The organism is Haloarcula amylolytica, assembly GCF_049705545.1.
In the GTDB taxonomy this organism is placed as follows: Archaea; Halobacteriota; Halobacteria; order Halobacteriales; family Haloarculaceae; genus Haloarcula; species Haloarcula amylolytica_B.
This window is the reverse complement of sequence record NZ_JBNAMU010000001.1, coordinates 3,143,563-3,166,346: the sequence shown is the minus strand read 5'-3', so window position 1 is coordinate 3,166,346 and position 22,784 is coordinate 3,143,563. Positions and strand designations below refer to the sequence as shown.

Genomic DNA, 22,784 nt, shown 5'->3' with positions numbered 1-22,784 from the left:
ATTGTCGACCAGTCGGTTCGACCTTTTGACCCTTTCGTCACGGGCGAGAATCCGTTTAATCATGTAGTTACCGCCTCGCACGGTCAGACCGCCTCCCGAAACTGGCCGGGGGCATCTGGCCCGGGTGGCCGTTCTGGCACGCCGTGACAGCAGCTCCGAGCGCAGTTTCAAGCCGGTCGGCTCCCGCGACTCTCCTCGCGGTTCGTGGCTGACGGCCCGACAACAAGCCTTTACCCGCGCCGTCGCGTATCTCGGTCCAACAATGGTACTCGACGATCTTGGGAGTTCGCTCCGGGGGACGCTTGATGACCTCCGGGGGAAGTCCCGGCTCTCCGAGGAGGACATCGCGGACATCGTCAAGGAGATCCAGCGGTCGCTGTTGCAGGCCGACGTGGACGTCGGGCTCGTTCAGGACCTCTCTGACAGCATCGAGACGCGTGCGCTGGAGGAGGAACCGCCGGCGGGCACGACGCCGCGGGACTGGGTTCTGCGCATCGTCTACGAGGAACTGGTCGACCTCGTCGGCGAGTCTACGGAGCTCCCGCTGGAGGAACAGACGATCATGCTCGCCGGCCTCTACGGGTCGGGGAAGACGACGACGGCCGCGAAGATGGCCTGGTGGTTCTCGACGAAGGGGCTCCGGCCGGCCATCATCCAGACCGACACGGACCGGCCCGGCGCGTACGATCAGGCCAAGGAGATGGCCGAGCGCGCCGAGGTGGATTTCTACGGCGACCCCGACGAGAACGACCCCGTAAAGATCGCCCGCGAGGGGCTGGAAGCGACGGAGAACGCGGACGTTCGCATCGTGGACACGGCGGGCCGTGACGGCCTGAACGAGGAGCTCATCGAGCAGATCGAGCGCATCGAGCAGGAGGTCCAGCCCGACCGGGACCTGCTCGTGCTGGACGCGGCGATGGGCCAGAGCGCCAAGAGCCAGGCCGCCGACTTCGAGGAAGCCATCGGCATCGATGGCGTCATCATCACGAAACTCGACGGGACGGCGAAAGGTGGGGGCGCGCTCGCCGCCGTCAACGAGACCGACTCCACCATCGCTTTCCTCGGCGCGGGTGAGACGGTCAAGGACATCGAGCGGTTCGAGCCTTCGGGGTTCATCTCCCGCCTGCTCGGGATGGGCGACCTCAAACAGCTCACCGAGCGCGTCGAGCGCGCGATGGAGGAAACCCAGGAAGGCGACGAGGAGGACTGGGACCCCGAGGACATGCTTGAGGGGCAGTTCACTCTCAAGGACATGCGCAAACAGATGCAGACGATGAACAACATGGGGCCGCTGGACCAGGTGATGGACATGATCCCGGGCCTGGGCGGCGGGCTGATGGACCAGCTCCCCGACGACGCGATGGACGTGACCCAGGAGCGGATGCGGGACTTCGACGTCATCATGGACTCGATGACCGAGGAGGAACTGGAGAACCCCCGCGTCGTCGGCCAGTCCCGGACCGAGCGCATCTGCCGTGGCTCCGGCAAGCCTGAGGAGCGGGTACGTGAACTCCTGCAGCAGCACAAGCAGATGGAGCAGATGCTCAAGCAGTTCCAGGGCATGGGCGACGGCGATATGGAGCGGATGATGAAACAGATGCAACAGGGCGGCGGAGGCGGTGGCGGCGGTATGGGCGGCATGGGCGGCGGCGGTATGGGGCCGTTCGGCGACTGACGCCGTTGAGTCGGTCCGTGGGCGACAGAACTACCGGAACCGGTGTGATTTTCGCGTATCTCCGGCCGAAATACGGGCCAGAACTAAGGGTTGGCCCGTTCTACGACTGAAGCGAGCATGTACGAAATTGTCGCTGGGATAGACAAGAGTGAGGCTCGTGGGACCGCCATCGCGGAAGCGATAACCGAGATACCGATGGACGCAAGCCAGGTTCGCGTCACGCTACTGCACGACTTCGAGGAGAATCCCGAAGGGGCGTCCGTCGATCAGGTGGCCTCCGTGCGCCGGGCACGGGAAGTCCTCGAGGATGCTGGCGTCGAGGTGGCTCTGGAAGAGTCAAGTGGCGAACCGGCCGATGCGATCCTCCGGCTGGCTGACGAGCAGGACGCCGACATGGTTGTCGTCGCCGGCCGCAAGCGGACGCCGACAGGCAAGGTGCTGTTCGGGAGCGTCACACAGAGCGTGATTCTGGGCACGGACCGCTCCGTGCTGGTCTGTAGCGGCGAAGAAGACTAACGCCGCAGTCAGACGCCGTACACTTCTTCGACCCGTTCAGCGAGCGGCGACGGATCCGTCCGGCCGGTGACCCGCTCGACGGGCTCGCCGTCCTCGAACAGCACGACGGCGGGCGCTGCGTTGACACCGACCGACCGACAGAACTCCGGCGACCGCTCGCCGGCGACGCCGCCGACCGGGACGCCGTCCGGGAACGCGGCCAGAACGTCGTCTAACTGTTCTTTCATGGCTTCACAGGGGTCACAGAACAGTTTCCACACTGTAACGACACACCGGTCGTGGGCGTTGACGAAGGCCTCGTAGCTATCGTCGTCGAGGTGTTCGACCGCGTCGGGGACCGGCGTTTCCGGACCCAACTCGGTCGCCATCTGTGCCATCGTCGTCAGTTCCACCGTGGTGTACGAGTCGTCGACGTTCGACCGCAGGGTCAGGAACGTGGCGAACTCCTCGCGCGACACGTCGAGTTCGTCGACCCGCTCGGCCGCTTCGGCGGCCGAATCGAGGTCGAACACGTCGGCGACGGACTCGTGGAACTCCGTGTCGCCCATCGTGACGTAGGTGTCGTAGTACACCTCGCGGTCGGCCTCGAACGCCTCAGTCGTACTGACTTCGTCCGTTTCCTCGTCGATGACGACGACACCTTCCGACTGCAGTGCGTCGAGTAACGCTTCGGCGGATTGTGTTTTCGACATTCAGACACCTAGGTACTTGTCGCGGGTCTCTTGATCGTTCTGCAGTTCCTCGGCGGGCCCCTTGAACACCACTTGCCCGCGGTCCAGCACGTAACACCGGTCGGCGATCTTCATCGCCGCCACGGCGTTTTGTTCGACTAGCAGTATCGTCGTGCCGTCTTCGCTGATGCGTTCGATGGCGTTCTCGACGGACTGGATGATCTGCGGTGCCAGCCCCTCGTATGGCTCGTCGAGCATCAGCAGGTCGGTGCTCTGGTGGAGCGCGCGGGCGATTGCGAGCATCTGTTGCTCGCCGCCCGAGAGCGTTCCGGCCTTCTGGGAGCGCCGCTCGTCGAGCCGCGGGAAGTACTCGTAGATTTCCTCCGTCGACATCCCTTCGTCGCGGAAATCGAGCTTCCGCCGCCAGGTGTTCGTCTTGTTGCGGACGGTGTCCGCGAGGTGCAGGTTCTCCGCGACAGTGAGATCGGTGAACACGCGCCGTTCCTCGGGCACCAGCGAGATGCCACGGACGGCGATATCCTCCGGCGGGTCGTTGGTGATGTCCGTTCCGTCGAACCGGATCGTGCCGCTCCGGACGTCCGGCGGCGTTGCCCCGGAGATACACCGGAGCGTCGAGGTTTTCCCAGCCCCGTTGCGGCCCAGCAGGGCCGTGATTTCGCCGTCGTCGACGTTCATCGACACGTCCTGGATGATGTGGCTCTCGCCGTAGTAGCCGTTGATATCTTCGATATCGAGCAGCGTCATTCTTCGACACCTCCGAGGTACGCTTCCTGCACAGCGGGGTCGTCCTGCACTTCGTCGGGCGTCCCCTTCGCGATGACCGACCCGCGATTGAGGACGACGATGCGGTCGGAGATGTCGAAGACGATCTCCATGTCGTGTTCGACCAGCAGGAAGGTCAGGTCGAGTTCCTGCTTGACTCGCTTGATGAGTTTGACGGTCGACTGGGTCTCATCGGGTGACATCCCGGCGGTCGGCTCGTCCATCAGCAGCATATCCGGCTCGGCGGCCAGCGCGATGCCGAGTTCGAGCCGACGCTTGTTCCCGTAGTCGAGGCTGTCAGCCTGGTTCTCCCGCTCGTCGTACAGGCCGACCGATTCGAGGACGTTGTTCGCCACCTCCTCGACTGCCGGATAGCTGTTCTGGTGGCGGAAGAAGTTGAACCGGAACGAGCCGTGCTCGGCTGCCAGCGCCGCGATGGTCGCGTTCTCCATGACGGTCAACTCGGGGAAAATCGAGGCCGTCTGGAAGGACTTGCTCATCCCCATCTGGACGACCTCGTGGGGGTCCATCCCGATGATGGAGTTCCCCTGGAACGTGATCTCGCCGTAGCTCGGTTCGAGCCGCCTGGTGACGAGGTTGATGAACGTCGACTTCCCCGCGCCGTTGGGCCCGATGAGACTCACGCCTTCGCCTTGTTCTATTTCCAGATCCACCTCGTCGACGGCCGTGAGGCCGCCGAACTGCTTGGTGAGTTGATCGGTTTCGAGGACCGTCATTCTTCTTCACCTCCGACGACCATGTCGCGGACGTAGTCGATACCGCCCCAGATACCGTTCGGGAAGAGGACGACAGCGACGACGAACACGATGCCGAGAATGAGGTGCCAGAAGGGCCCCAGCGTCGGGAACCCGCTGACGATATTCTCGATGTACAGGTACAGGCCGGCGCCGAACAGCGGTCCGAACAGTGACCCGACGCCGCCGAGCACAGTCATGATGACGATGCGCCCGGACTCGGTCCAGTACAGCGACTGCAGGGGGACGTAGTTCCCCTCGATGGCGAACAGGCTCCCGGCGATGCCAGCGAAGGCCGCCGAGATGATGAACGCCATCAGCTTGTACCGCCAGACGTCCAGGCCGACGAACTCCGCCCGCCGCTCGTTCTCGCGAATCGCGCGGAACACGGTCCCGTACGGCGAGTGGAGGATGCGGTTCGCCATCGCGACCGACAGCACCGTCATGACGGCCACGAACACGTACAGCATGTTGTCGACCAGCATCGACAGCGGGAACGGCACCCCGCCGTGGATGTCGATGACGCCCAGCAGGCTGCCGATGTCCACGGAGGTGAAGCCGTTCTCACCGTTCGTGAGGAAGGCCAACGGCGACGCCGCCAGGTAGAACGACATCTGGCCGAACGTCAGCGTCAGGATGGCGAAGTAGATTCCGCCGCGGCGAAGCGACAGGAACCCGACGATCCACGCCAGCAACACTGCAAACACCGTGCCGGCGAGCAACACTAGCAGCGGCGAGCTACTGACGCTCGCGCTGAAGATACCGGCGGCGTAGGCCGCGCCGCCGAAGAAGACGGCGTGACCGAACGACAGCAGGCCGGTGTACCCCAGCAGGATGTCGAACCCGACGGCGAAGATGCCGTAGATGAGCATCAGCGTCGCCAGTTGTGTGTAGCCGTCGAGGAAGTTGTTGAAGAGGAACGGGAAGACGGCCACGCCCACGACCGTGAGCAGCACCGTCGATATCTCCCGGTCGCGGAAGCTGGCCCAGCGGTCGCCGAGACCGCCGGTGACCTCCGCGTCGGCATCGGCCGCCGCCGTGGCGGTCGCGTCGCGCGGTTCGTCGCTCATGAGACATCAACCTCCGAGCCCAGCAGCCCCTGCGGACGCACCAGCAGGATTATCGCCGCGAGCGCGTAGATACCGACCTGGCTCCAGGCGGCGTAGCCGGTCTGGATTAAGAGTACCTGCAGCGTCCCGAGCATCAGCCCGGCCACGACGGCCCCTTCTATCTTCCCGACGCCGCCGATGACGACAGTGAGGAACGCCGGAACCAACTGTTCAGTACCGATGTTAGGGTTGACGTTGGCGAGCGGGCCGCCGACGACGCCGGCCACACCGGCGAGCGCGGCACCGATACCGAAGACGACGAGGTACGGCCGGCTCAGTTTAATTCCCAGGAGGCGAACCATCTCGCCGTCGAGGGTCCCAGCCTGGACGATGAGCCCGAAGTCGGTGTACTCGACGAGGGCGTACACGCCCAGCACGAGGACTGCCGTAATCGCGATGACGCCGAGTCGCCAGCGCGGGAAGTTTCCGACCACAGGCAGCGCTATGGGTCCGGATGCCCACGAGGGCTGCGGGAACGGCTGACTGCTCCCGCCCAGTAGCGCCCGGAGCAGTTCCTGGACGATGATTGCGAGTCCGAACGTGACGAGAATCTGGTCGGTGTCGGGGCGGTCGTAGAACGCCTGTGCGACGAACCGCTCCATCAGAAGGCCGATAATGAACACGGCAATCGGCACGATGACCAGTGCAGCGATGAATCCCAGTCCGATGCCGTACGACTGGATCCCCCATTCTGCTAACTGCCCGTTATTCAGCGGCACCTGTCCAGTTATGAACAGTCCCAGATACGCGCCGACGAGGTACAGCGCCCCGTGGGCGAAGTTGACGAACTTTAGCGTCCCGAGGATAATCGACAGTCCGACCGCTAGCAGGACGTAGATAGCGCCCTGTTGCAGCCCATTCAATAGGATGGTGAGGATATCCGCGAGTAGCGTCACGCCGGACTCCCCCCACCGCACTCTTCTCGTAGTATTTGCTTATTCCTAATCATGCTAGTTTTTGTGTATCAAGTAAGGCGAACTCATGCACTATAAATCATGAGGGGACCGGTCCCCTGTCCGGATTGTGGTCTACTCGTCCCCGTACTCGCCGAGTTCGCACTCCGCGGCCGGCCCGGAATCGCACCCGTATCCGACGTCGTCCCGAGACGTGATCTCGACGATCTCGATGAAGTTCCCGTCACCCTGCTCGCTCTCCGGGAGCCCCTGAGCGACCGGAATGTCACGCTGGGCCTGGTGGTCACAGGCACGCATCGTCTCCTGGCCCATACCGATGTTGCTGTACTCGTAGTCCTCCAGTTGACGGATGACCTCCGGCGGGTAGAACGTGCCCGCTCGTTCGGCGGCGGCCGCGTACTGGAGCGTCTGGGCGTAGGCGAGCTGGGCCGGTCCGGAGGGCACGCGGTCGTACTCGTCCTGGAACGCCTGCGTGAACGCGTTCGACGCCTCGTTGTCGATCTGGGAGTCCCAGGCGATCGTCCCGTAGATGCCCTCGATAGAGCCACCGGCGGCCTGCGCCATCGGGCGGTTGTACAGCGGGACGACGAGTTCCATGTCCTCGTCGATACCGGCATCGACGGCCTGCGAGACGGAGTTCGCGCCGTCCAGCCCGTAGTGGTTCAGGACGAGCACGTCCGCGCCGCTGTTTGCGGCCTCCGAGAGATACGAGGAGAAGTCGCTGGTCCCGAGCGGCGTCGGAACGCTGTCGACCTCTTCCCAGCCGATCTCCGAGAGGAACTGGTTCATCGAGTCCTGCTGGGTCTGGCCCCAGGAGTAGTCGGCGTACAACTGGTAGAACTCGTTGTCCGACCCGTACTCGTTTTCGAGCACCGGCGCGAGCGCCTGGCCGGTCATGTACGCGTTGAACATCTCCCGGAACCCGTACCGGGCGCAGTCTTTCCCGGTCGTGTCGTTGGAGTGGGTCAGACAGGCCATGAACATGACGTTCTCTGACTGACAGAGGCCCTGCACGGCGATGGCCACTGCGCTGGAGGAGCCGCCCGAGATCATCACCACGTCGTCCCGGTTTATCATCCGCGAAGCGGACTGACGGGCGGTGTCAGCGTCGGTCGCCGTGTCGCCGTTCACCGACTCGACCGTGTAGCCGAGGACGCCGTCGCCGCTGAGGTCCTCGAAGCTATCCACCCAGCCACCCCCGTTGTTGAGGTGCTTTTGGGCGAGCTCGTACGCCCGGAGTTCGTCCTGCCCCTCCGAGGAGTAGGGTCCCGACTGTGGCACGTTGAACCCGAACGTGACCGTATCGCCCTCAACGGGGAAGTTCCCGAGCGCTGGGTAATCGTCGCCACCGTCTCCGCCACCATCGCCACCGTCACCACCGTCTCCGCCACCGTCGCCACCGTCTCCGCCACCGTCACCACCGGAACAACCGGCCAGTCCCGTCAGACCTGCCACACCTGCGATGCCCGTACTCTTCAGCAACTGTCGTCGGTTGACCGAACTGCCATTAGTTGGCATGTTCCATACGGTGTCTGAATCCATCATAATAGTTTCGGTAAGTTAATCAGCGATTTCATATCTAGATACAGACAAGTTCTGGCTGAACGGCGATCCGTAGACTTATTTCGACCTGAATGGTTTGTTATAACATGACGAGGATTACGGGGTGGCAGCTACTCGTCATTGCCGTCGTCGTTACCGCAGGCTGTGGGGGGTTCGGGTTCAGCGACGGCGACGACCCGTCGGCATCGGTGACGCCCGCTCCGGTGCCGACCAGTTCCGCGACCACGTACCCGCCCGGCGTCGGGTCGACGGGCGTCACCAGTCCATCGCTCCTCGGGTCCGCTCACGGGGACCGTCTCAACGGAACCGGATACACGCTGACGATGAACCGGACTGTCCGGTATGCGAACGGGTCGTTGCGATCCCACCTTCGAGTCCGCGTCGCACTGGACGCGAACCGGACGTATCTCACAAACATCTCCGTCCGCGGGCATGCGGCTCCGGTGCTCCTCGGTCGGCCGCCGGCGACCGCGTCGTTCTGGTCCGACGGCGACACGTATCTCCGCCGACTTGTGCGCGACAACCAGACGATCTACAACGAGTACGATCCGCCGGACAGCTACGCCGGAACGTGGCGATACTGGGTCCACGCCGCCGCGTTGAACGGCCGTCCGGCCGCCGACGTCACTCGGACCGTTGCCCCGTTCCACACCCGGACCTTGCAGCCCCAGCAGTCAGACGGCACCGTCTACGTCATCAGGGGCGACCGGCTACGGGAAAACACCTCGTCGACAGCGTGGGCGTCCCGGGAGAACGCGACGCTCGTCGCCCACGTCACTCGGTCGGGACTCGTCCGCGACTACCGGACCGAGTACACGACGCTCACGGACGGCGGCGAACCGGTCACCGTAACAAGAACTGTCAGGTTCACCGCGGTCGGGAACACGACGGTCGGGCCGCCGCCGTGGCGCGACAGAGCCCAGTCGACTCCCGGCTGAGGGGTCGACAGCGCTATCAGGGGGCTTTTTTTCGCTCGCCATCCTTCGCCCTGCAATGACTGTCCGCGAGGTGGCACTCGAAGCCTACCGGGAATCGCTCCCGGTGCTGGCGCTCAGTGCGGTCGGTGGCCTCTTCGCGGGCGTCGTCCTCGGCGGCATGGACGCGGAGCTACAGGACGTCGCCGGGCTGCTCGTGCTCGTCCCGGCGCTGCTCGCCACCCGGGGGAACGTCTACGGCTCACTCGGCGCACGCCTGGGGTCGGCACTCCATCAGGGGCTTATCGACCCTCGGTTTTCCTTCGACGACGACCGCATCAACGCCGCCGTCGCGGCGGCACTGGCGAACGGGGTACTCATCAGCGGCGTCGCTGCGGTGATGGCTGTCGCCCTGCTCGCGCTGGTCGGGCGACCGTCGGCCCCGCTCGCGACCCTCGTCGCCATCGCGCTCATCGCGGGCTTCGTCTCCGGACTGCTGTTGACCATCGCCGTCGTCTCGGTCGTGTTCGTCGGTTACCGCCGCGGACTCAATCCCGATACGCTCGCCGGTCCGGTCGTGACGACGACGGGCGACGTGGTCGGTATCGCGACGCTGCTGGGCGCGACCCGGCTCGTCCTCGCACTGGGGGGTGGCTGAGTGGCAGAGTTCGCCTCCCAGTGGTCGGTTTCGGGGATCGTCCGGACGATGTTCCCCATTCTGGTCGTGCTCACTGCTATCGAACTCGGGAGCGGCCTCGTGCTCGATACCTTCGAGGGAACGCTGCTGCAGTACCCGTCGTTGCTCGTGCTCGTCCCGGTGACCATCGGGATGGCGGGCAACCTCGGCAGCATCCTCGCGGCGCGGTTTTCGACGGCGTTTCACCTCGGCCTCCTGTCGTTCGCGGCGACCGACGACCGGCTCGCCGGCAACGCTATCGCCACCGTTGCCCTCGCGGTGACGCTGTTCCCGCTCGTCGGCGCTGGCGCGTGGCTCCTCCAGACCGTCATCGGCGGCACTGCGCTCCCGCTCCGGACGGTCGTTCTGGTCGCGCTCGTCAGCGGGAGTCTGCTGGCGGTGCTGGCTATCGTCGTGACGACGGTGACGACCTACGCCGCCTACCGGTTCGAACTGGACCCCGACGACGTGGTCATTCCCGTCGTCACGAACGTCTGTGACGTGCTGGGCGTGGTGGTGCTGTTCGGTGCTGTCCGCGTGCTCGTGTGAGTCGGGGTGCGCAGCCCCGACGGCAGCCGCTGTACTCGAAGCGGCTGACGCTACCGATGGGCATTTGCGGGCCAGGGTCGTACGTTTCAGTGTGCAGTCGCTCGTCGCCGCCGTGCTTGGCCACCCGGCAGTCGCTGTCCTCGGAGAGGTTGCTGTCCGGGTCCTCCGCATCACGTTTTTCCTCTCCTTTGGCGTGTTCCTCGCCGAACTGGCGGTCGCGTTCGGGCTGGTCGAGAAAATCGCCGTCGTCTCGCGCTACCTCACGTCGCCGGCGAACCTCCCGGACGAGGTCGGTACCGCCATCCTGACGACGACGGCGTCGACGACCGCCGGCTACGGGATGCTCGCCGACTTCCGGGAGTCCGGCGTGCTGTCCGACCGTGCGACGATAATCGCCGTCACCATCAACACGTTCTTCGGCTTCGCCCAGCACATCATCACGTTCTACGCCCCGATACTCATCCCGATTCTTGGCTTTCGGGTCGGGGTGCTGTACGTCGCCACGCGGGGGCTCATCGCGCTGGCGATTACGCTGACCGGCATCGCCGCCGGCGCGGTCCTGCTGGACGCGTCCAACGTCGGTCGGTCGACCGCCGGTGCCGGCCCGGCCCCTGACGGTGGGATGGCCGACGGCGCAGGCGACGTGTTCGACGACCGTCCGGATAGCCGCCGGGCGGCCATCCGGACGGCGCTCGACGCGACGGCCGAGAAGGTCCGCGATATCCTGCCTCGGTTGGCGGCCATCTACGCTATTGTCTCGCTGCTCGTTGCCTACGGTGACGAACTACTGGCGCTGGCTGGCAGCGACGGGGCTTCCGTGACCGCCGCTGCCGACGGCTTCGCTGGGCTGCTCGGCTTGCCCGGCGCGGCCATCCCCGTCATCGCCGCCTACGCCCTCGATACGACCTCGGGGGCGACGGTCATCGCGCCGCTCATCAGAAACGGAACCTTCACTGCCCGGACCGCCGTGGCGACGATGCTCGTCGGCGGCATCATCTCCTTTGCCGTCTCGACATTCAAGCGCTCGATCCCCTTCCAGTTCGGCATCTGGGGCCGGGAGTTCGGCTCGAAAGTCATCGTCGTCAACACGGGGCTGAAAATCGTCTGGATCGCGCTGGCGCTGGTCGTCCTGTTGTAGTCAGAAACCGATGGTCCGCCGTCAGTCGAACGTGTAGGCCATCATCACCTCGTCGACCTGCTCGCCGTCGACGGTGTAGTGGTTCCTGCGGATGCCCTCGGTATGCCAGCCGTGGTCTTCGAGGAACACCATCGCGTTCTCCGTGATCGCCGGCACGCTGTTGTACAGCTTCCGGTAGCCGTTGGCTTTCGCCCAGTCCAGCCCGCGTTGCATGAGCTGGCTGCCGATGCCCTGACCACGCCGCTCCTCCCTGACGCCGACAGTGAGCTGGGCCGTCTCGCGGAGTTTGTCCAGTTGCGGGATGTCGAGGTGGCACCAGCCGATGACCTCCCCGCCGACCGTGGCGACGAAGAACACTCTCGATTCGACCGTGTTGTGTCGCGTGACGGCGTCCTCGTACAGCAACTGTTCGGCGACGCTCTCGGCGACGACGTACGTGCCGTCGCTGGACACGTTCCGAATGGTCTGGACGAGTCCCTCGAAATCGTCGTTGTGGGCCGGCCGAATCGTGTACGTCAGCCCGTTCGTGGTGTGTTGCTCGACCGAGCCGACATCGAGCGCCAGCGTCAGGGTCCCGCCGTCGTCCTCGATGTACCCCTTCGACAGGAGGTGTGTCAGTGCCTCCTCGAACGCCTCCGGCGAGAGGTCAACCATCTCACGGACTCTGTGCCGTGCCGCCGTCCCGTGTCGCTCGACGTGCTGATACACCTCCATTGCCGCGCTCGTCTCGAATGTCGGCCGTTCGACAGCGTCCATAACAGACACATCTGCTAGCAGATTATTAACAATTGTTATTTGGTAACACAAAACATGAAACGCGGTGGGAGTTCTGTCCGAGCAGCCCCGTTCGAACGTGACGGGATACGCCCGACTGTCGGCTCAGGCTGTGTCCGGAATCGGGTCGGAGATGACGACGGCGTCGCCCTCGATGACGCAGTTCCCCTCTGAATCGTCAACGGCCGTGGCCAGGCGGAACCGGTTGTCCTTGATGCGCTCGACGACTTCGCAGTGGGCCGTGACTTCCTCGTCGATGTCGACGGGCCCCTGATAGCTCAGTTCCTGGGAGAGGTAGATTGTCAGCCCGGGGAGTCGCGCCAGGGCTGCACTGATAATTCCGGAAACGAGCGTTCCGTGGGCGATCCGGCGGCCGAAGCGCGTCCCCTCGGCGAACGCCGCGTCGAGGTGGAGTCTGTTCGTGTCGCCGCTCGCCTCGGCGAAGGCCTCCACATCGGCCTTGGATATCGTCTTGCTGAACTGGACGTGGTCACCCACGTCGATACCGTTGGCGGTCCCGTAGCTCTCGAACGTCCAGTCCTCGTTCTCGTACAGCGTGTCCGGCCGGGTGAACCGCTTTCGCTGGGTCTGGTCGTCGAACGCTCCCCTTGCCCGCGAGAGGTGCGGGATATAGTCCGAGAGGTCGGTCGTCGTGACGATGCCGACGAGAGACCCGTCCTCGACGACGGGCAGTTTCTTGATGTTGTTCGTCCGCAGCCGATCCACGGCCGTTTCGATGTCCGCGTCGGGCGTGACCGTCAACAGCGTCTCGGTCATTACGTCGCTGACCGACAGCGCTCTGGTATCTCCCTCGGCTGCGGTGACGGCGACGATGTCGCTCTCCGTGATGATGCCGACGCAGCCGCCGTCGTCCTCGACGACGAGCGAGCCGATATCCTCGTCGCGGAGGCGTTGAGCCGCCTCGATGACCGGAGCATCGGGGCTGATCGTTTTGACCGGTGTCCGCATGATATCTCTGACTGGTAGCGGGACGAGCATTGTACCGGAAGCCAGACATGGCAGACGTATAACAGTCCGCCCGACGACACCGGCATCCTTGTGTCACCGGCCGCCGACATCCCGACAATGCGTCGGCTCGCGTTCGGTCTCGTCGTCGTCCTCGTGGTTGCCGCCGGTTGCAGTGGCTTCACCGGGTCGCCGTCCGGGTCGGCGGGGACCGCTGTCGATGACCAGTCGGCAGTCGGCGTCCCGGAATCCGCTGTCACCGTGTCCGTCACGGCTGTCGTCGACGGCGACACGATACAGGTCGCCTACGAGAACGGGACTGGTGACACGGTCCGGCTCGTCGGCGTCGACACGCCCGAAGTCCACACCGAGAACGACCCGGCGGAGTTCGAGGGCGTCCCCGAGACCGACGCCGGTGCGTCCTGCCTCCGTGGGGCCGGCACGAACTCATCGTCGCTTGCTAAGCAACAACTGCTGGGCGAGACGGTCGGGCTCGCCTTCGACCCGAACCTGAACCGGCGCGGCTACTACGACCGGCTGTTGGCCTACGTCGTCGTTGACGAGACGCTGTTCAACTACCGGCTCGTCGAGACCGGCCGTGCGCGCGTGTACGACAGTAAATTCACGCGAGCCGAGCGTTTCTACGCGGCCGAGGATGCCGCCCGCTCCGACCGGCGCGGGCTCTGGCGATGCACGAACCCGGACGCGGTGACCCACACGGCTATCGCCGACGGCGGAACCATTACTGAGAGTCCCAGCGGCGTCGAAATTGCGACAATCCACGCCGATGCAGCGGGCAACGACAACGAGAACCTGAACGACGAGTACGTTACGCTCACTAACACCGGAAACGCGACGCTCGCCCTCTCCGGGTGGACTGTCAGCGACGCCGCGGGCCACCAGTACACGTTCGCGAACTCGACCCTCGATCCGAACGCGTCGGTGACCCTCTACACCGGGAGCGGAACCGACACTGACACGGAACGGTACTGGGGCCGGAACGGGGCGGTCTGGAACAACGACGGCGACACCGTCATCGTCCGGGACGCCAGCGGCGAGACGGTCCTGCGACAGTCGTACTGACGCCGCTACGCAGGGATGGCAGTATAAACCATTCCAGTGCTAACCGATAGCATGGCCATCCGCCGGCTGACGCCCACGCCACGGGCGGTCGACTGGGGGCTGTTCGTGGCGGTGGCGACGCTGCTTGCCACCGGTGTCGCCACCATCTTCGCAGGCATCCCCAGCAGCGCGTGGATAATCGACATTCACGCGCTCTCCGGCGTGGTGCTGACGCTCCTGTTGCCGGTGAAACTCCGCCGTGTCTCCCACCGCGTCGCCCCGTCACGGCTGACTGGCACCCGTATCCTCTCGATTGTCCTGGCCACCGTCGCATTGGGCGCGCTCGGCACCGGCGTCTGGTGGATCTTCGGCGGCACGCTCGACCTCGGACCCTGGGGGCTGTTTCACCTCCACGTCGCGCTCGGATTGCTGGTCCCGCCGCTGTTGCTGGTGCATCTCCGTGCCCGGTTCTACTCCCCAGCAACGGCCACCCGCGGCGGTCGCCGGGATGTTCTCCGGTACGCCGGCCTGGTGACCGCTGGTGCGCTTCTCTGGCGAGTCCAGGGACCAGTCAACGACGCGCTCGACTCGGCCGGCGCGGACCGCCGGTACACCGGGTCGCGGGAGGAGGGGTCCGACGACGGCAACCGGTTCCCCGTCACCAGTTGGGTCGCCGACGACCCGGACCCGGTCGACGCGTCCGACTGGTCGCTGTCAGTCGCCGGTCGGGTCGCTCGGGAGACCAGCTACGCCGCCGACGAACTCTCGCCGGACGCGACCGAGTCGGCGATACTTGACTGTACGAGCGGCTGGTACTCCGGCCACGAGTGGCGGGGCGTTCGCGTCGGGGACCTGCTCGACGCCGCAGACCCCGACGACGCGGCGACGTGGGTCCAGTTCCGGTCGGTGACCGGCTACCGGTGGAGCCTCCCGCTGTCGGAGGCCCGCGATGCCATGCTGGCCACCCACGTCGACGGCGAGCGCCTGGCCCACGGGCACGGCTACCCGCTTCGACTCGTCGCGCCCGGCCGCCGGGGCTTCCAGTGGGTGAAGTGGGTCGAGTCGGTCCAGGTCAGCAAGCGCCGCGAACTCGGGGAGTGGCTCGCGATATTCGTGAGCGGGCTCTGACACGGATTGTTGGAGCGGTTTACCGGTATGTTCGACCCCGGAGCACCATCCGGGGATAATCTACAATAATCCGTATGAGTTCGCACGTGTATCTTGCCGACGCCGTGTGGTCGTCGTTCTCTCCGGGGAGTCCCGTTCGGAACGCGGTGGGTACCTCAGTATATGTCTGCTCTGGACGGGTACACTCTGCCCCACTGTTGGTCCTCGCTGACGCAAGGCTCAGTGCAATACTGTGTTTTCAGCGTTCGAAAGAGCAGCTTACCGCTATAGCTGTCATTGAAGCTATCACTAACGAAGTACTGTGTAGCGGTAGCGGGGGGTATGAACTGGCGGCAGCCCGCCCGACTCACCGGTCCGTCGAACACCGCCGTCGCCCTGTGGGCGGTTGCCGTCGCCTTTTTCGGCGTCGGCGACCTCGTCACGACGCTCGTCGGCTACAGCATTACCGGCGTGACGGAACTCAGTCCGGTCGTCAAACTACTGCTGGAACGGCACGCCCTGCTGGTGCTGACTGGCCTGAAGGCTGCCGTGTTCGTGGGCTTTTTCGCCATCTGGAAGTACGTTTCCTGGCCGTACTCAATCGGTATCCCGCTCGGGTTGGCGCTACTGGGTGTCGCAGTGACGGCGTGGAACACCGGCATCATCCTCACCGCCCTTCTGGCCTGAGCCCGGCGGTCGGCCGCTCCCGGCACCTGTGTTCTGTGCCGGCAGTTGCGTGTGCTACACCAGTGCGTCGATAGAATCCCAGAGGTCCGGCCCGCCGTCGTCGCCTGACTCGTAATGAATCGGCACGAAGCCGGCGTTGCGTGCGCCCTCCACGTCGGTTTCGTACTCGTTGCCGACCATGACATACTCGTCGGCCGGCAGCTCCTCACGGACCCGGTCGAACGGCGCACTGTCCGGTTTGTGCGCACCGACCTCGTAGGAGGCGACGAAGCGGTCGAACAGGTCGGCCAGCCCGTGGTGGTCGAGCTTGCCGATCTGCCGGTCCCGGACGCCGTTGGTGACAATCGCGAGTTGGTTGTCGGCAGCGAGTGCGGTCAGGCTATCCCGGGCTGCGTCGGGCACGGTCGTCGACGCGTACTCGGTCTCTCTCAGCGTCTCGACTAGCGCATCAAGGTCGACGTCCGCCCCGGCTGCCTCGACGACGGCGGCCATCGACTGGCGGTACGGGTCCGGCTCCAGTGCCTCGAAGGCCGTATAAAACACGTCCTTGCTAACCGCCCGGAGCTCGTCCGTGTACTCGATACCGTGGGCCTCGACCGTCCGGCGGATGATGTTCTCGTACGGCTCCGGGTAGCGGACGACCGTATCGTCGAGGTCGAAACAGATGGTCGTCGTCATGTGTCGTCGTCGTAGACCGGCTGGCCGTCTTCTGTCGGCGGTGCGACGTAGTCGATGTACTCCTCGCCCGTCGGTTCGTGGACGGTCACGTTCACGTGGATGTCGCCCAGTTCCGAGGGGTCACCGACCGCGAAGTTGATCCGCCCCTCGAACGCCGCTTGCTTCTTCACGTCGAACGCGAAGGTGTCGCCCTCCAGGTTGTCGAAGAAGACTGACCGGGCTGTGTCCAGGATTTCCCGTCGGTGGAGGAGTTCGGAGAACCCGTCCATCGTGTGGACCTCGGCGACGAGTTCGCCGTGCTGGTGGGTCGGGTCAGCCTCTGGGAAGAGGTTCCGGACCGCGTCGGCGACCCGGTCGGTCACTTCAGTGTCGTTGACGGGGGCTTCGATTCGGATGTCAACGGAGTAGAGGGCGCTCATTGGTCGAGTGCCTCCGGGCCGTCCCGAATCAGTGTGCGGACGGTCCGCTGGAACGCGGCCAGCGTCTCCGTGTTCTCGATGGTCAGGTCGGCCATCCCCATGGCCTCGCCCATCCCGAAGCCGAGTTCGCGGGCGTCGCGGTCCTCAAGGGATTCGCCGCCGTCCTCCGCCGAGGTGTCCCGCCCACGGAGGTCGAGGCGGTCGGCCCGCAGTTCGAACGGGGCATCTATCTCGACGAGCAGGAACGCGTCGCCGAACGCCGACTCGAACGCCTCGACTTCTACATCCGACCGGATACCGTCGACGAGAACGGTGTCGTTCGATTCGAGTTCCGCCTCGATCATCGGTAGCGAGCGCTCGGCGATGGCGGCTGGGCCGTTCTCCTCCCGGAGCGCCTTCGCGACCGTCCCGTGGTCCGATGCGGGGTCCAGCCCGCGGTCTCGGCACTCCTCGCGGATGACGTCGCCCATCGTCACGACCGGCACGCCCATCTCGGCGGCGACGTTCGCTGCCTCGCTTTTCCCGCTGCCCGGCAGCCCGACGATACCGATAACTGTCATTGCCGGGCGTAATCGAGCAGCGGGCAAAAGCCCTCCCGTTCGGATCGGTCCTCACCGCTCGCGGACGACGACGAATTCAGCGAGGTCCCGCAGATACTCCATCGACTGGGAGTCCGGCGCGTCGATGGTCGACAGCGACTCCAGCGCGGCGTCGGACTCGGCCCGCGCCCGCTCGTTTGCCTCCTCGGTCGTCAGCTCCGTCACCTCCACCAGGGACGGCCGTTCCATCTCCGCGTCAGTCCCGGCCGGCTTGCCGAGGGTCTCGGCGTCGGCCGTCGCGTCGAGCACGTCGTCGCGCATCTGGAAGGCGACGCCGACCCGTTCGGCGTACCGCCCGACCGCCTCGACTGTGTAGGGGTCCGAATCAGCAGCAATCGCGCCCAGCTCCGCCGCAGCGCGGAACAGCGCGCCGGTCTTCCGACGGGCCAGTTCCATGTACTCCTCCTCGTTGGACGGCTCCGCGACCAGTTCCATCGCTTCGCCCTCGCCCAGTTCGACCATCGATTCGGAGACGGTCTGCATGGCGCGCTCGTCCGTCGAGAAGAGGTCGAACGCCTCGCCCAGGAGCCCGTCGGAGGCGATGATGGCCGGGCCGTGGCCGAAGGCTTCCCAGGCGGCTGGGGACCCCCGCCGGAGTTCGGACTCGTCGATGATGTCGTCGATGACCAGCGAGGCGTTGTGGACGAGTTCGATGCCGACCGCGAAATCGACGGCATCGGCCGGCTCCCCGCCCAGCGCCTCACACACCAGTACGGTCACGGTCGGCCGTACCCGCTTCCCACCGGAGAGTGCGACGTGGCGGACTTCGTCGGCGAGCTCGTCCGGTTCGACACTGTCGAGGACGGCCTCCAACCGCTCCTCGACCTGGTCCCGGCGGCGCTCGAGATACTCCATTACCGCTCCCTTAGGACTACCATAAAAAGTACCTTGTCACCCGCGATTCGGTGCGTGCCGGCTACTGGAACTGTTCGATGAGCGCCGGGACGACCTCGAACAGGTCGTCCTGAATGCCGTAGTCGGCGATATCGAAGATCGGCGCGTTCGGGTCGGTGTTGATGGCGACAATCGTGTCGGAGCCTTTCATCCCGGCGACGTGCTGGACGGCCCCGGAGATACCGATGGCGATGTACACGTCCGGCGTGACGACTTTCCCGCTCTGGCCGACCTGACGGTCCTTTGCCAGCCAGCCGTTATCGATGAGCGGACGCGACCCCGACACCGTCGCGTCCAGTGCCTCAGCGAGGTCGTGGATGATATCCAGGTTCTCCTCTTCCTCTATCCCGCGGCCGACGGACACCAGCACGTCGGCGTCTGTGATGTCGATGTCGCCACTGCCGACCTCCTCGAACCCCTTCACGGTGGACTTGACTGCGCTCTCGTCGATGGTTGCGTCGAACGCTTCGACGGCGGCGTCGCCCTCCGTCTCGATGGTCGGCCACTCGGCCGGGCGGACGGTCACGGCCGCCTGGTCGGCGTGGACGTCGATTGTCGTCTCGGCTTTCGAGCCGTACAGCTCTCTGGTGGCGGTGAGGCCGTCCTCGGCGTCGATGTCGACTACGTCGGTCACGAGCGGTCGGTCAAGCCGGTTGGCGACTGCCGGCGCGTAATCGAGGCCGTTGACGCTGTTGGGCATCAGGAGGACGGTCGGGTCCAGCTCCGCGGCCAACTGCGTGACGACCTGCGTGTACACGTCGTGATTGAACTCCTCGCCGATGTCCACAGTGTGGACGGTGTCGACTCCCTCGCGGTTCAGGTCCGCCCCGAACGCCTCGACATCACCGCCGATGACAGCGGTGTGTAGCTCGCCGCCGAGTTCCTCGGCGAGGTCGCGACCGGCTGCTAACTGTTCTAAGCTCACTGGTCGGAGCTCTCCGCGACGGTGTTCGGCGATAGCGAGGACCGACATTAGCTGGTCACCCCCTTCTCTTCGAGCAGTGCAGCCAACTCGCTCGCTGTCTCCTCCGGGCTCCCCTCGAACACCGTCGCCTCGCCCTCGGTTTCGGGTTCGTACAGCGAGGTTTGCTCCAGCGGGCTCTCGATCTCGGCTGCGTCGAGGCCGATATCCGCCAGGCTGTACTCAGCGAGCTCCTTGCTCTGGGCCTGTCGGATGCCCCGAAGGCTCGCGTAGCGGGGGTCGTTGATCCCGGTCTGTATCGTCAGTACGGCCGGGATCTCGATGTCGGTGAGTTCCTCGACGCCGCCTTCCAGTTCCCGGTGGACGGCGGCGACACCTGCTTCCAGGTCGAGATCGAGGTCGTTGACGACAGCGCCCCACTCCATGTCGAGCTTATCGGCCAGCGTGACGCCGGTCGCACCGAACCCGTCGTCGGCGGACTGGACGCCGGTCAGCACCAGGTCGGGGTCTTCCTCGGCAGCGACGGCGGCCAGCACCTCGGCCTTCGTTTCGGGGTCCAGCAGGCCGGCGGCATCGAGTGCGTCGTCCCAGACACGGATCGCGCGGTCGGCCCCTTTCGCCAGTGCTTGCCGGATCGTCTCGTTCGTCTCGGACGGGCCGATGGTGACGGTGACGACCTCGACGTCGTCGTGGGCCTCCTTTATCTGGACGGCCTCTTCGACAGCGTACTCGTCCCATTCGTTGAGGTCGGCTGTGACGTATCGGTCGTCGATAGCGAGTCCGTCGATCTCGAACTCGTCGTCGACGGCAGCCACCTCCTTTACCGTGACAAGGATTTTCATACCGAGCAGTCCGACCGGACAGCGAATAAACGTTTTCGAACCAGAAACCACGCCCGGGTCGTTTATATACGAGTGGCCGGACCGTCACTCGTCGAAGTCAGTAATGTCTTCGTCCGGGAACGAGATGAGGTTCTCCCGACCGATCCGAAGCTTGTCGATGCGGCCTTCCTCGTCCATCGACGAGAGCAACTGGGACACCTTCGCGTTCGACCAGCCGGTCTCGGAGACGATACGGGCCTGCTTCATCCGTCCGCCGTTCTCTTCGAGGAGTCGCTCGACGCGTTCCTCGTCGCTCAGGAGTTCGACGTCGACATCGTCCGAGGCCCCCGTGTCGCTCGTCGATGCTGCCGCCCCGGCATTGCTGTCTCCGTCGCCATCGTCCCCGGTTGCGACCGACGATAGCGTGTCGGTGTATCCGGTTTTGAACATGTAACCGACGGCCCCGACGAGCAGCAACATCAGCACGATTCCGCCGAGCCAGACCGAACTGATCCCGCTGAACATCGACTCGGGGGTCTCCGCCGGTGTCTGTGTGCTCGGCTGCTCGCCGGTGTACACGACGGACAGATACCCCGGTTCGAACGTTCGTCGCCCCTCAAAAATTAGCTTCCCGTCGTCCACGGCGCTGGGGGCGCTCTCCACACCGTATCCAGGCGGTGGCGAGATAACGAGTCGCTGGTCCGCGGTCAGTGTCCCGAACCACGTGCCGTCCGTGGAGTTGAACGCGTCGCCGACGACGATGTTCTCGCCGTTGACGGTTGCGAAATTCGTCCACGTGAACTCGAGGATGAGCTGTCCTTTGCGGTCAGACACCTCGTACCGACGGTCAACATCGGTGATGTCCATCTCGCGGCCGGTGACGGTACTGGCCTCGTCGTTCGCCTGTCGGAACGCTGGCAGCCACACCGCCTCGCCGTCCTCGCTCGCGAACTGTTCGCCAGTGTCTCTGAACGCTTCAGTTTCGGTCTCGTCAAGCGCGTAGGTGTCCGTTATCGTCCACTTGGCGTCGCCGTTCGATTGTATCTGCAGGGCAAACGTCGTGTTCTCCACGACCGGTGTCGGCGTCCCGGTCGTCTGCTGGGCGGAGACGGCGTCCGTCGCCGCCGCTGTCGCAAGCGGCGGGGTCGCCAACAGGGCAAACAGGACAAGGAGGAGGAGGGCACCTGATACCCGCGGGGTCATTCTCGTTCATCGATGAACAGCCTGGGGGCAAAACCCTTTCCATCCAAGAATAAAACGTCAGCGCACGCTTTGAAAGGTCTCGTGCCTTCTCAGGTGATAGCAGAGATATGGAGAATGGGGGGATTTTTGTACGGTGGGCGAGTAATCGACGCTGATGCGTCCCCTCCCCGCAGTCGGTGTGATCCTCCTCCTGGTCGTCTCGGTGGCTGCTCCGGTGGCCGGATTCGCCCCACCGGCCCAGACCGCTGACGGTAGCGGTCAGTTGCCACAGATCACGGCCGTTGACAACACGACGAACCATCTCGCGATCCCGGCCAGCGATGTCAGATCGACGACGTACAACCGATCCTCGCTCGATGTCGGTGTCGCGGTTGCGGTCGGGTCCCGCGACCTTCGGAGCGACTACGCGACGACGAACTTCGAACGGCAGTTCTTCCAGCAGGACAGCGAGACCGCCCGCGACCGTCTCGTCGACGAGACGTTGACCGATATCGAAAGCCAGCGAACGAGCCTGGAACAACGGAATCAGATCGCAATCCAGCGGTACGCCAGCGATGCGATACCAGCCACGGAGTTCCTGCGACAGCGGGCGCTGATCGACGCCGAGTCCCGCCAGTTGGCCGACCGACTCGAACGGGTTCGGACGGCTGCCGGCACCGCACCGGGCTACTCGCTGTCACCGGACCAGCGCTTCCGGCTGGAAAACAACCGGGGCGTGCTCAAGACGTACCGCGGTCCGATAAGCCAGCGAATCAGTGCTGAAACCGCCGGTGGAACCGAGCCGAACGCGGTGTACGTTGAGGCGTCATCGGAGGGATACATGCTGTCGACGGTCTCCGATGGCCGGTACTCGCGTGAGACATACCTCGGCCAGGACCGCGACCCGACGGCGACGGACCAGTTCGGCCAGACCGATGACCCCCTCGGTGCGGTCAACACGCGGGCGGAGAACCTCTACCCGTGGCTCTACAGCGAGCAGTACCCGTCCGTCCAGGCGTACGGACGGAGCGCCATCTACCAGATCCAGGCTGACCACCCGAACGGACAGCTGACTGCCTATCTCGACGGCGGCACGACAAACGTCTTCTACGAAACCCAGCACCTCGAACTGACGACGGTCGACCGGTCGGAAGTGGCGACGGGGGTGAACCAGTCAGTTCGCGTTCGCGTCCAGCAGTCCTTCGAGTCCGGACCGCTGCTCGTCACGGCCACTGACAACAGCACGGGCTCCACGGCGGATGCGACCGTCAGGATAAACGGTAAGCGGATCGGGACGACCGGCGGGGACGGCGCCCTCTGGACGGTCGAACCCCGGGGCGAGTACACGGTTACCGCCACCACACAGGACGGCGACCGAGTACGGATTCCCGTCAGTGGATCGGCGTAGCA

At 64.9% G+C, this 22,784-nt stretch carries 25 protein-coding genes; 10 read left to right on the top strand and 15 right to left on the bottom strand.

Annotated elements, in window-relative coordinates; all coding sequences use genetic code 11:
- Positions 1–262 precede the first annotated feature (262 nt).
- Entirely contained in the window at positions 263–1,675 is a 1,413-nt protein-coding gene (locus tag ACOZ4H_RS16585; protein ID WP_424330314.1) for a signal recognition particle protein Srp54, read from the top strand.
- Between the two features lie 117 nt (positions 1,676–1,792).
- Positions 1,793–2,191 carry a universal stress protein gene (locus ACOZ4H_RS16580; RefSeq protein ID WP_424330313.1) on the top strand — a complete coding sequence of 133 codons (399 nt, stop codon included), beginning with the start codon at positions 1,793–1,795 and terminating at the stop codon, positions 2,189–2,191.
- 8 nt (positions 2,192–2,199) lie between these two features.
- Here ACOZ4H_RS16580 and ACOZ4H_RS16575 read toward each other — a convergent pair whose 3' ends face one another.
- The 6 genes from ACOZ4H_RS16575 to ACOZ4H_RS16550 form a co-directional block, all read right to left on the bottom strand.
- Complete coding sequence (locus ACOZ4H_RS16575) at positions 2,200–2,883, bottom strand: thioredoxin family protein (RefSeq protein ID WP_424330312.1); 684 nt, start codon at positions 2,881–2,883, stop codon at positions 2,200–2,202.
- Entirely contained in the window at positions 2,884–3,627 is a 744-nt protein-coding gene (locus ACOZ4H_RS16570) for an ABC transporter ATP-binding protein (protein ID WP_424330311.1), read from the bottom strand.
- Positions 3,624–4,382, bottom strand: coding sequence for an ABC transporter ATP-binding protein (locus ACOZ4H_RS16565; protein WP_424330310.1), 759 nt, complete (start codon positions 4,380–4,382; stop codon positions 3,624–3,626). The genes ACOZ4H_RS16570 and ACOZ4H_RS16565 overlap by 4 nt, the downstream gene beginning before the upstream one ends.
- A complete protein-coding gene (locus tag ACOZ4H_RS16560) occupies positions 4,379–5,470 on the bottom strand; it encodes a branched-chain amino acid ABC transporter permease (RefSeq protein WP_424330309.1) in 1,092 nt (363 codons plus the stop codon). The genes ACOZ4H_RS16565 and ACOZ4H_RS16560 overlap by 4 nt, the downstream gene beginning before the upstream one ends.
- Entirely contained in the window at positions 5,467–6,405 is a 939-nt protein-coding gene (locus ACOZ4H_RS16555) for a branched-chain amino acid ABC transporter permease (protein WP_424330385.1), read from the bottom strand. Before ACOZ4H_RS16555 ends, ACOZ4H_RS16560 begins: the two co-directional genes overlap by 4 nt.
- Positions 6,406–6,537: 132 nt before the next feature.
- On the bottom strand, positions 6,538–7,941 hold the full coding sequence (locus ACOZ4H_RS16550; RefSeq protein WP_424330308.1) for a substrate-binding protein: 1,404 nt from the start codon (positions 7,939–7,941) through the stop codon (positions 6,538–6,540).
- Positions 7,942–8,072: 131 nt separating this feature from the next.
- Here ACOZ4H_RS16550 and ACOZ4H_RS16545 point away from each other — a divergent pair, with 131 nt between their 5' ends.
- From ACOZ4H_RS16545 to ACOZ4H_RS16530, 4 genes are all read left to right on the top strand, one after another.
- Positions 8,073–8,924, top strand: a complete 852-nt coding sequence (locus ACOZ4H_RS16545) for a hypothetical protein (RefSeq protein ID WP_424330307.1) — start codon at positions 8,073–8,075, stop codon at positions 8,922–8,924.
- Positions 8,925–8,979: 55 nt separating this feature from the next.
- Complete coding sequence (locus tag ACOZ4H_RS16540; RefSeq protein WP_424330306.1) at positions 8,980–9,558, top strand: magnesium transporter; 579 nt, start codon at positions 8,980–8,982, stop codon at positions 9,556–9,558.
- Positions 9,559–10,125, top strand: a complete 567-nt coding sequence (locus ACOZ4H_RS16535; RefSeq protein WP_424330305.1) for a magnesium transporter — start codon at positions 9,559–9,561, stop codon at positions 10,123–10,125.
- Between the two features lie 91 nt (positions 10,126–10,216).
- A complete protein-coding gene (locus tag ACOZ4H_RS16530) occupies positions 10,217–11,263 on the top strand; it encodes a nucleoside recognition protein (RefSeq protein WP_424330304.1) in 1,047 nt (348 codons plus the stop codon).
- 21 nt (positions 11,264–11,284) lie between these two features.
- Here ACOZ4H_RS16530 and ACOZ4H_RS16525 read toward each other — a convergent pair whose 3' ends face one another.
- Both ACOZ4H_RS16525 and ACOZ4H_RS16520 read right to left on the bottom strand, forming a co-directional pair.
- A complete protein-coding gene (locus ACOZ4H_RS16525) occupies positions 11,285–12,019 on the bottom strand; it encodes an N-acetyltransferase family protein (protein ID WP_424330303.1) in 735 nt (244 codons plus the stop codon).
- 123 nt (positions 12,020–12,142) lie between these two features.
- A complete protein-coding gene (locus ACOZ4H_RS16520; protein WP_424330302.1) occupies positions 12,143–13,036 on the bottom strand; it encodes a CBS domain-containing protein in 894 nt (297 codons plus the stop codon).
- Between the two features lie 87 nt (positions 13,037–13,123).
- Between ACOZ4H_RS16520 and ACOZ4H_RS16515 the strand changes: the two genes are divergently transcribed.
- From ACOZ4H_RS16515 to ACOZ4H_RS16505, 3 genes are all read left to right on the top strand, one after another.
- The gene (locus tag ACOZ4H_RS16515) at positions 13,124–14,086 is read left to right on the top strand and encodes a lamin tail domain-containing protein (protein WP_424330301.1); all 963 of its coding nucleotides are present in this window, start codon (positions 13,124–13,126) and stop codon (positions 14,084–14,086) included.
- A gap of 51 nt (positions 14,087–14,137) precedes the next feature.
- On the top strand, positions 14,138–15,193 hold the full coding sequence (locus ACOZ4H_RS16510) for a molybdopterin-dependent oxidoreductase (protein ID WP_424330300.1): 1,056 nt from the start codon (positions 14,138–14,140) through the stop codon (positions 15,191–15,193).
- A 321-nt stretch (positions 15,194–15,514) separates the two neighbouring features.
- A complete protein-coding gene (locus ACOZ4H_RS16505; protein ID WP_424330299.1) occupies positions 15,515–15,859 on the top strand; it encodes a hypothetical protein in 345 nt (114 codons plus the stop codon).
- Positions 15,860–15,913: 54 nt separating this feature from the next.
- Here ACOZ4H_RS16505 and ACOZ4H_RS16500 read toward each other — a convergent pair whose 3' ends face one another.
- The 7 genes from ACOZ4H_RS16500 to ACOZ4H_RS16470 all read right to left on the bottom strand — a co-directional run bounded on the left by ACOZ4H_RS16500 (position 15,914) and on the right by ACOZ4H_RS16470 (position 21,395).
- Entirely contained in the window at positions 15,914–16,537 is a 624-nt protein-coding gene (locus ACOZ4H_RS16500; RefSeq protein ID WP_424330298.1) for an HAD family hydrolase, read from the bottom strand.
- A complete protein-coding gene (locus tag ACOZ4H_RS16495; protein WP_424330297.1) occupies positions 16,534–16,956 on the bottom strand; it encodes an RNA-binding domain-containing protein in 423 nt (140 codons plus the stop codon). Before ACOZ4H_RS16495 ends, ACOZ4H_RS16500 begins: the two co-directional genes overlap by 4 nt.
- Positions 16,953–17,516, bottom strand: coding sequence for an AAA family ATPase (locus tag ACOZ4H_RS16490; RefSeq protein WP_424330296.1), 564 nt, complete (start codon positions 17,514–17,516; stop codon positions 16,953–16,955). Before ACOZ4H_RS16490 ends, ACOZ4H_RS16495 begins: the two co-directional genes overlap by 4 nt.
- A 51-nt stretch (positions 17,517–17,567) precedes the next feature.
- Positions 17,568–18,410, bottom strand: a complete 843-nt coding sequence (locus ACOZ4H_RS16485) for a polyprenyl synthetase family protein (RefSeq protein ID WP_424330295.1) — start codon at positions 18,408–18,410, stop codon at positions 17,568–17,570.
- A gap of 61 nt (positions 18,411–18,471) precedes the next feature.
- A complete protein-coding gene (locus tag ACOZ4H_RS16480) occupies positions 18,472–19,422 on the bottom strand; it encodes an electron transfer flavoprotein subunit alpha/FixB family protein (RefSeq protein WP_424330294.1) in 951 nt (316 codons plus the stop codon).
- Positions 19,422–20,213, bottom strand: coding sequence for an electron transfer flavoprotein subunit beta/FixA family protein (locus ACOZ4H_RS16475; protein ID WP_424330293.1), 792 nt, complete (start codon positions 20,211–20,213; stop codon positions 19,422–19,424). Before ACOZ4H_RS16475 ends, ACOZ4H_RS16480 begins: the two co-directional genes overlap by 1 nt.
- A gap of 84 nt (positions 20,214–20,297) precedes the next feature.
- A complete protein-coding gene (locus ACOZ4H_RS16470) occupies positions 20,298–21,395 on the bottom strand; it encodes a helix-turn-helix transcriptional regulator (RefSeq protein ID WP_424330292.1) in 1,098 nt (365 codons plus the stop codon).
- Between the two features lie 154 nt (positions 21,396–21,549).
- Here ACOZ4H_RS16470 and ACOZ4H_RS16465 point away from each other — a divergent pair, with 154 nt between their 5' ends.
- Positions 21,550–22,782: a DUF7094 domain-containing protein gene (locus ACOZ4H_RS16465; protein WP_424330291.1), complete on the top strand. Its 1,233-nt coding sequence runs from the start codon at positions 21,550–21,552 to the stop codon at positions 22,780–22,782.
- The last annotated feature ends 2 nt before the right edge of the window (positions 22,783–22,784 follow it).

Coding starts and splice junctions, on each gene's coding strand:
- ACOZ4H_RS16585 (WP_424330314.1), top strand. CDS start 263: ATGGTACTCGACGATCTTGGGAGTTCGCTCCGGGGGACGCTTGATGAC.
- ACOZ4H_RS16580 (WP_424330313.1), top strand. CDS start 1,793: ATGTACGAAATTGTCGCTGGGATAGACAAGAGTGAGGCTCGTGGGACC.
- ACOZ4H_RS16575 (WP_424330312.1), bottom strand. CDS start 2,883: ATGTCGAAAACACAATCCGCCGAAGCGTTACTCGACGCACTGCAGTCG.
- ACOZ4H_RS16570 (WP_424330311.1), bottom strand. CDS start 3,627: ATGACGCTGCTCGATATCGAAGATATCAACGGCTACTACGGCGAGAGC.
- ACOZ4H_RS16565 (WP_424330310.1), bottom strand. CDS start 4,382: ATGACGGTCCTCGAAACCGATCAACTCACCAAGCAGTTCGGCGGCCTC.
- ACOZ4H_RS16560 (WP_424330309.1), bottom strand. CDS start 5,470: ATGAGCGACGAACCGCGCGACGCGACCGCCACGGCGGCGGCCGATGCC.
- ACOZ4H_RS16550 (WP_424330308.1), bottom strand. CDS start 7,941: ATGCCAACTAATGGCAGTTCGGTCAACCGACGACAGTTGCTGAAGAGT.
- ACOZ4H_RS16545 (WP_424330307.1), top strand. CDS start 8,073: ATGACGAGGATTACGGGGTGGCAGCTACTCGTCATTGCCGTCGTCGTT.
- ACOZ4H_RS16540 (WP_424330306.1), top strand. CDS start 8,980: ATGACTGTCCGCGAGGTGGCACTCGAAGCCTACCGGGAATCGCTCCCG.
- ACOZ4H_RS16525 (WP_424330303.1), bottom strand. CDS start 12,019: ATGGACGCTGTCGAACGGCCGACATTCGAGACGAGCGCGGCAATGGAG.
- ACOZ4H_RS16520 (WP_424330302.1), bottom strand. CDS start 13,036: ATGCTCGTCCCGCTACCAGTCAGAGATATCATGCGGACACCGGTCAAA.
- ACOZ4H_RS16515 (WP_424330301.1), top strand. CDS start 13,124: ATGCGTCGGCTCGCGTTCGGTCTCGTCGTCGTCCTCGTGGTTGCCGCC.
- ACOZ4H_RS16510 (WP_424330300.1), top strand. CDS start 14,138: ATGGCCATCCGCCGGCTGACGCCCACGCCACGGGCGGTCGACTGGGGG.
- ACOZ4H_RS16505 (WP_424330299.1), top strand. CDS start 15,515: ATGAACTGGCGGCAGCCCGCCCGACTCACCGGTCCGTCGAACACCGCC.
- ACOZ4H_RS16500 (WP_424330298.1), bottom strand. CDS start 16,537: ATGACGACGACCATCTGTTTCGACCTCGACGATACGGTCGTCCGCTAC.
- ACOZ4H_RS16495 (WP_424330297.1), bottom strand. CDS start 16,956: ATGAGCGCCCTCTACTCCGTTGACATCCGAATCGAAGCCCCCGTCAAC.
- ACOZ4H_RS16490 (WP_424330296.1), bottom strand. CDS start 17,516: ATGACAGTTATCGGTATCGTCGGGCTGCCGGGCAGCGGGAAAAGCGAG.
- ACOZ4H_RS16485 (WP_424330295.1), bottom strand. CDS start 18,410: ATGGAGTATCTCGAGCGCCGCCGGGACCAGGTCGAGGAGCGGTTGGAG.
- ACOZ4H_RS16480 (WP_424330294.1), bottom strand. CDS start 19,422: ATGTCGGTCCTCGCTATCGCCGAACACCGTCGCGGAGAGCTCCGACCA.
- ACOZ4H_RS16475 (WP_424330293.1), bottom strand. CDS start 20,213: ATGAAAATCCTTGTCACGGTAAAGGAGGTGGCTGCCGTCGACGACGAG.
- ACOZ4H_RS16470 (WP_424330292.1), bottom strand. CDS start 21,395: ATGACCCCGCGGGTATCAGGTGCCCTCCTCCTCCTTGTCCTGTTTGCC.
- ACOZ4H_RS16465 (WP_424330291.1), top strand. CDS start 21,550: ATGCGTCCCCTCCCCGCAGTCGGTGTGATCCTCCTCCTGGTCGTCTCG.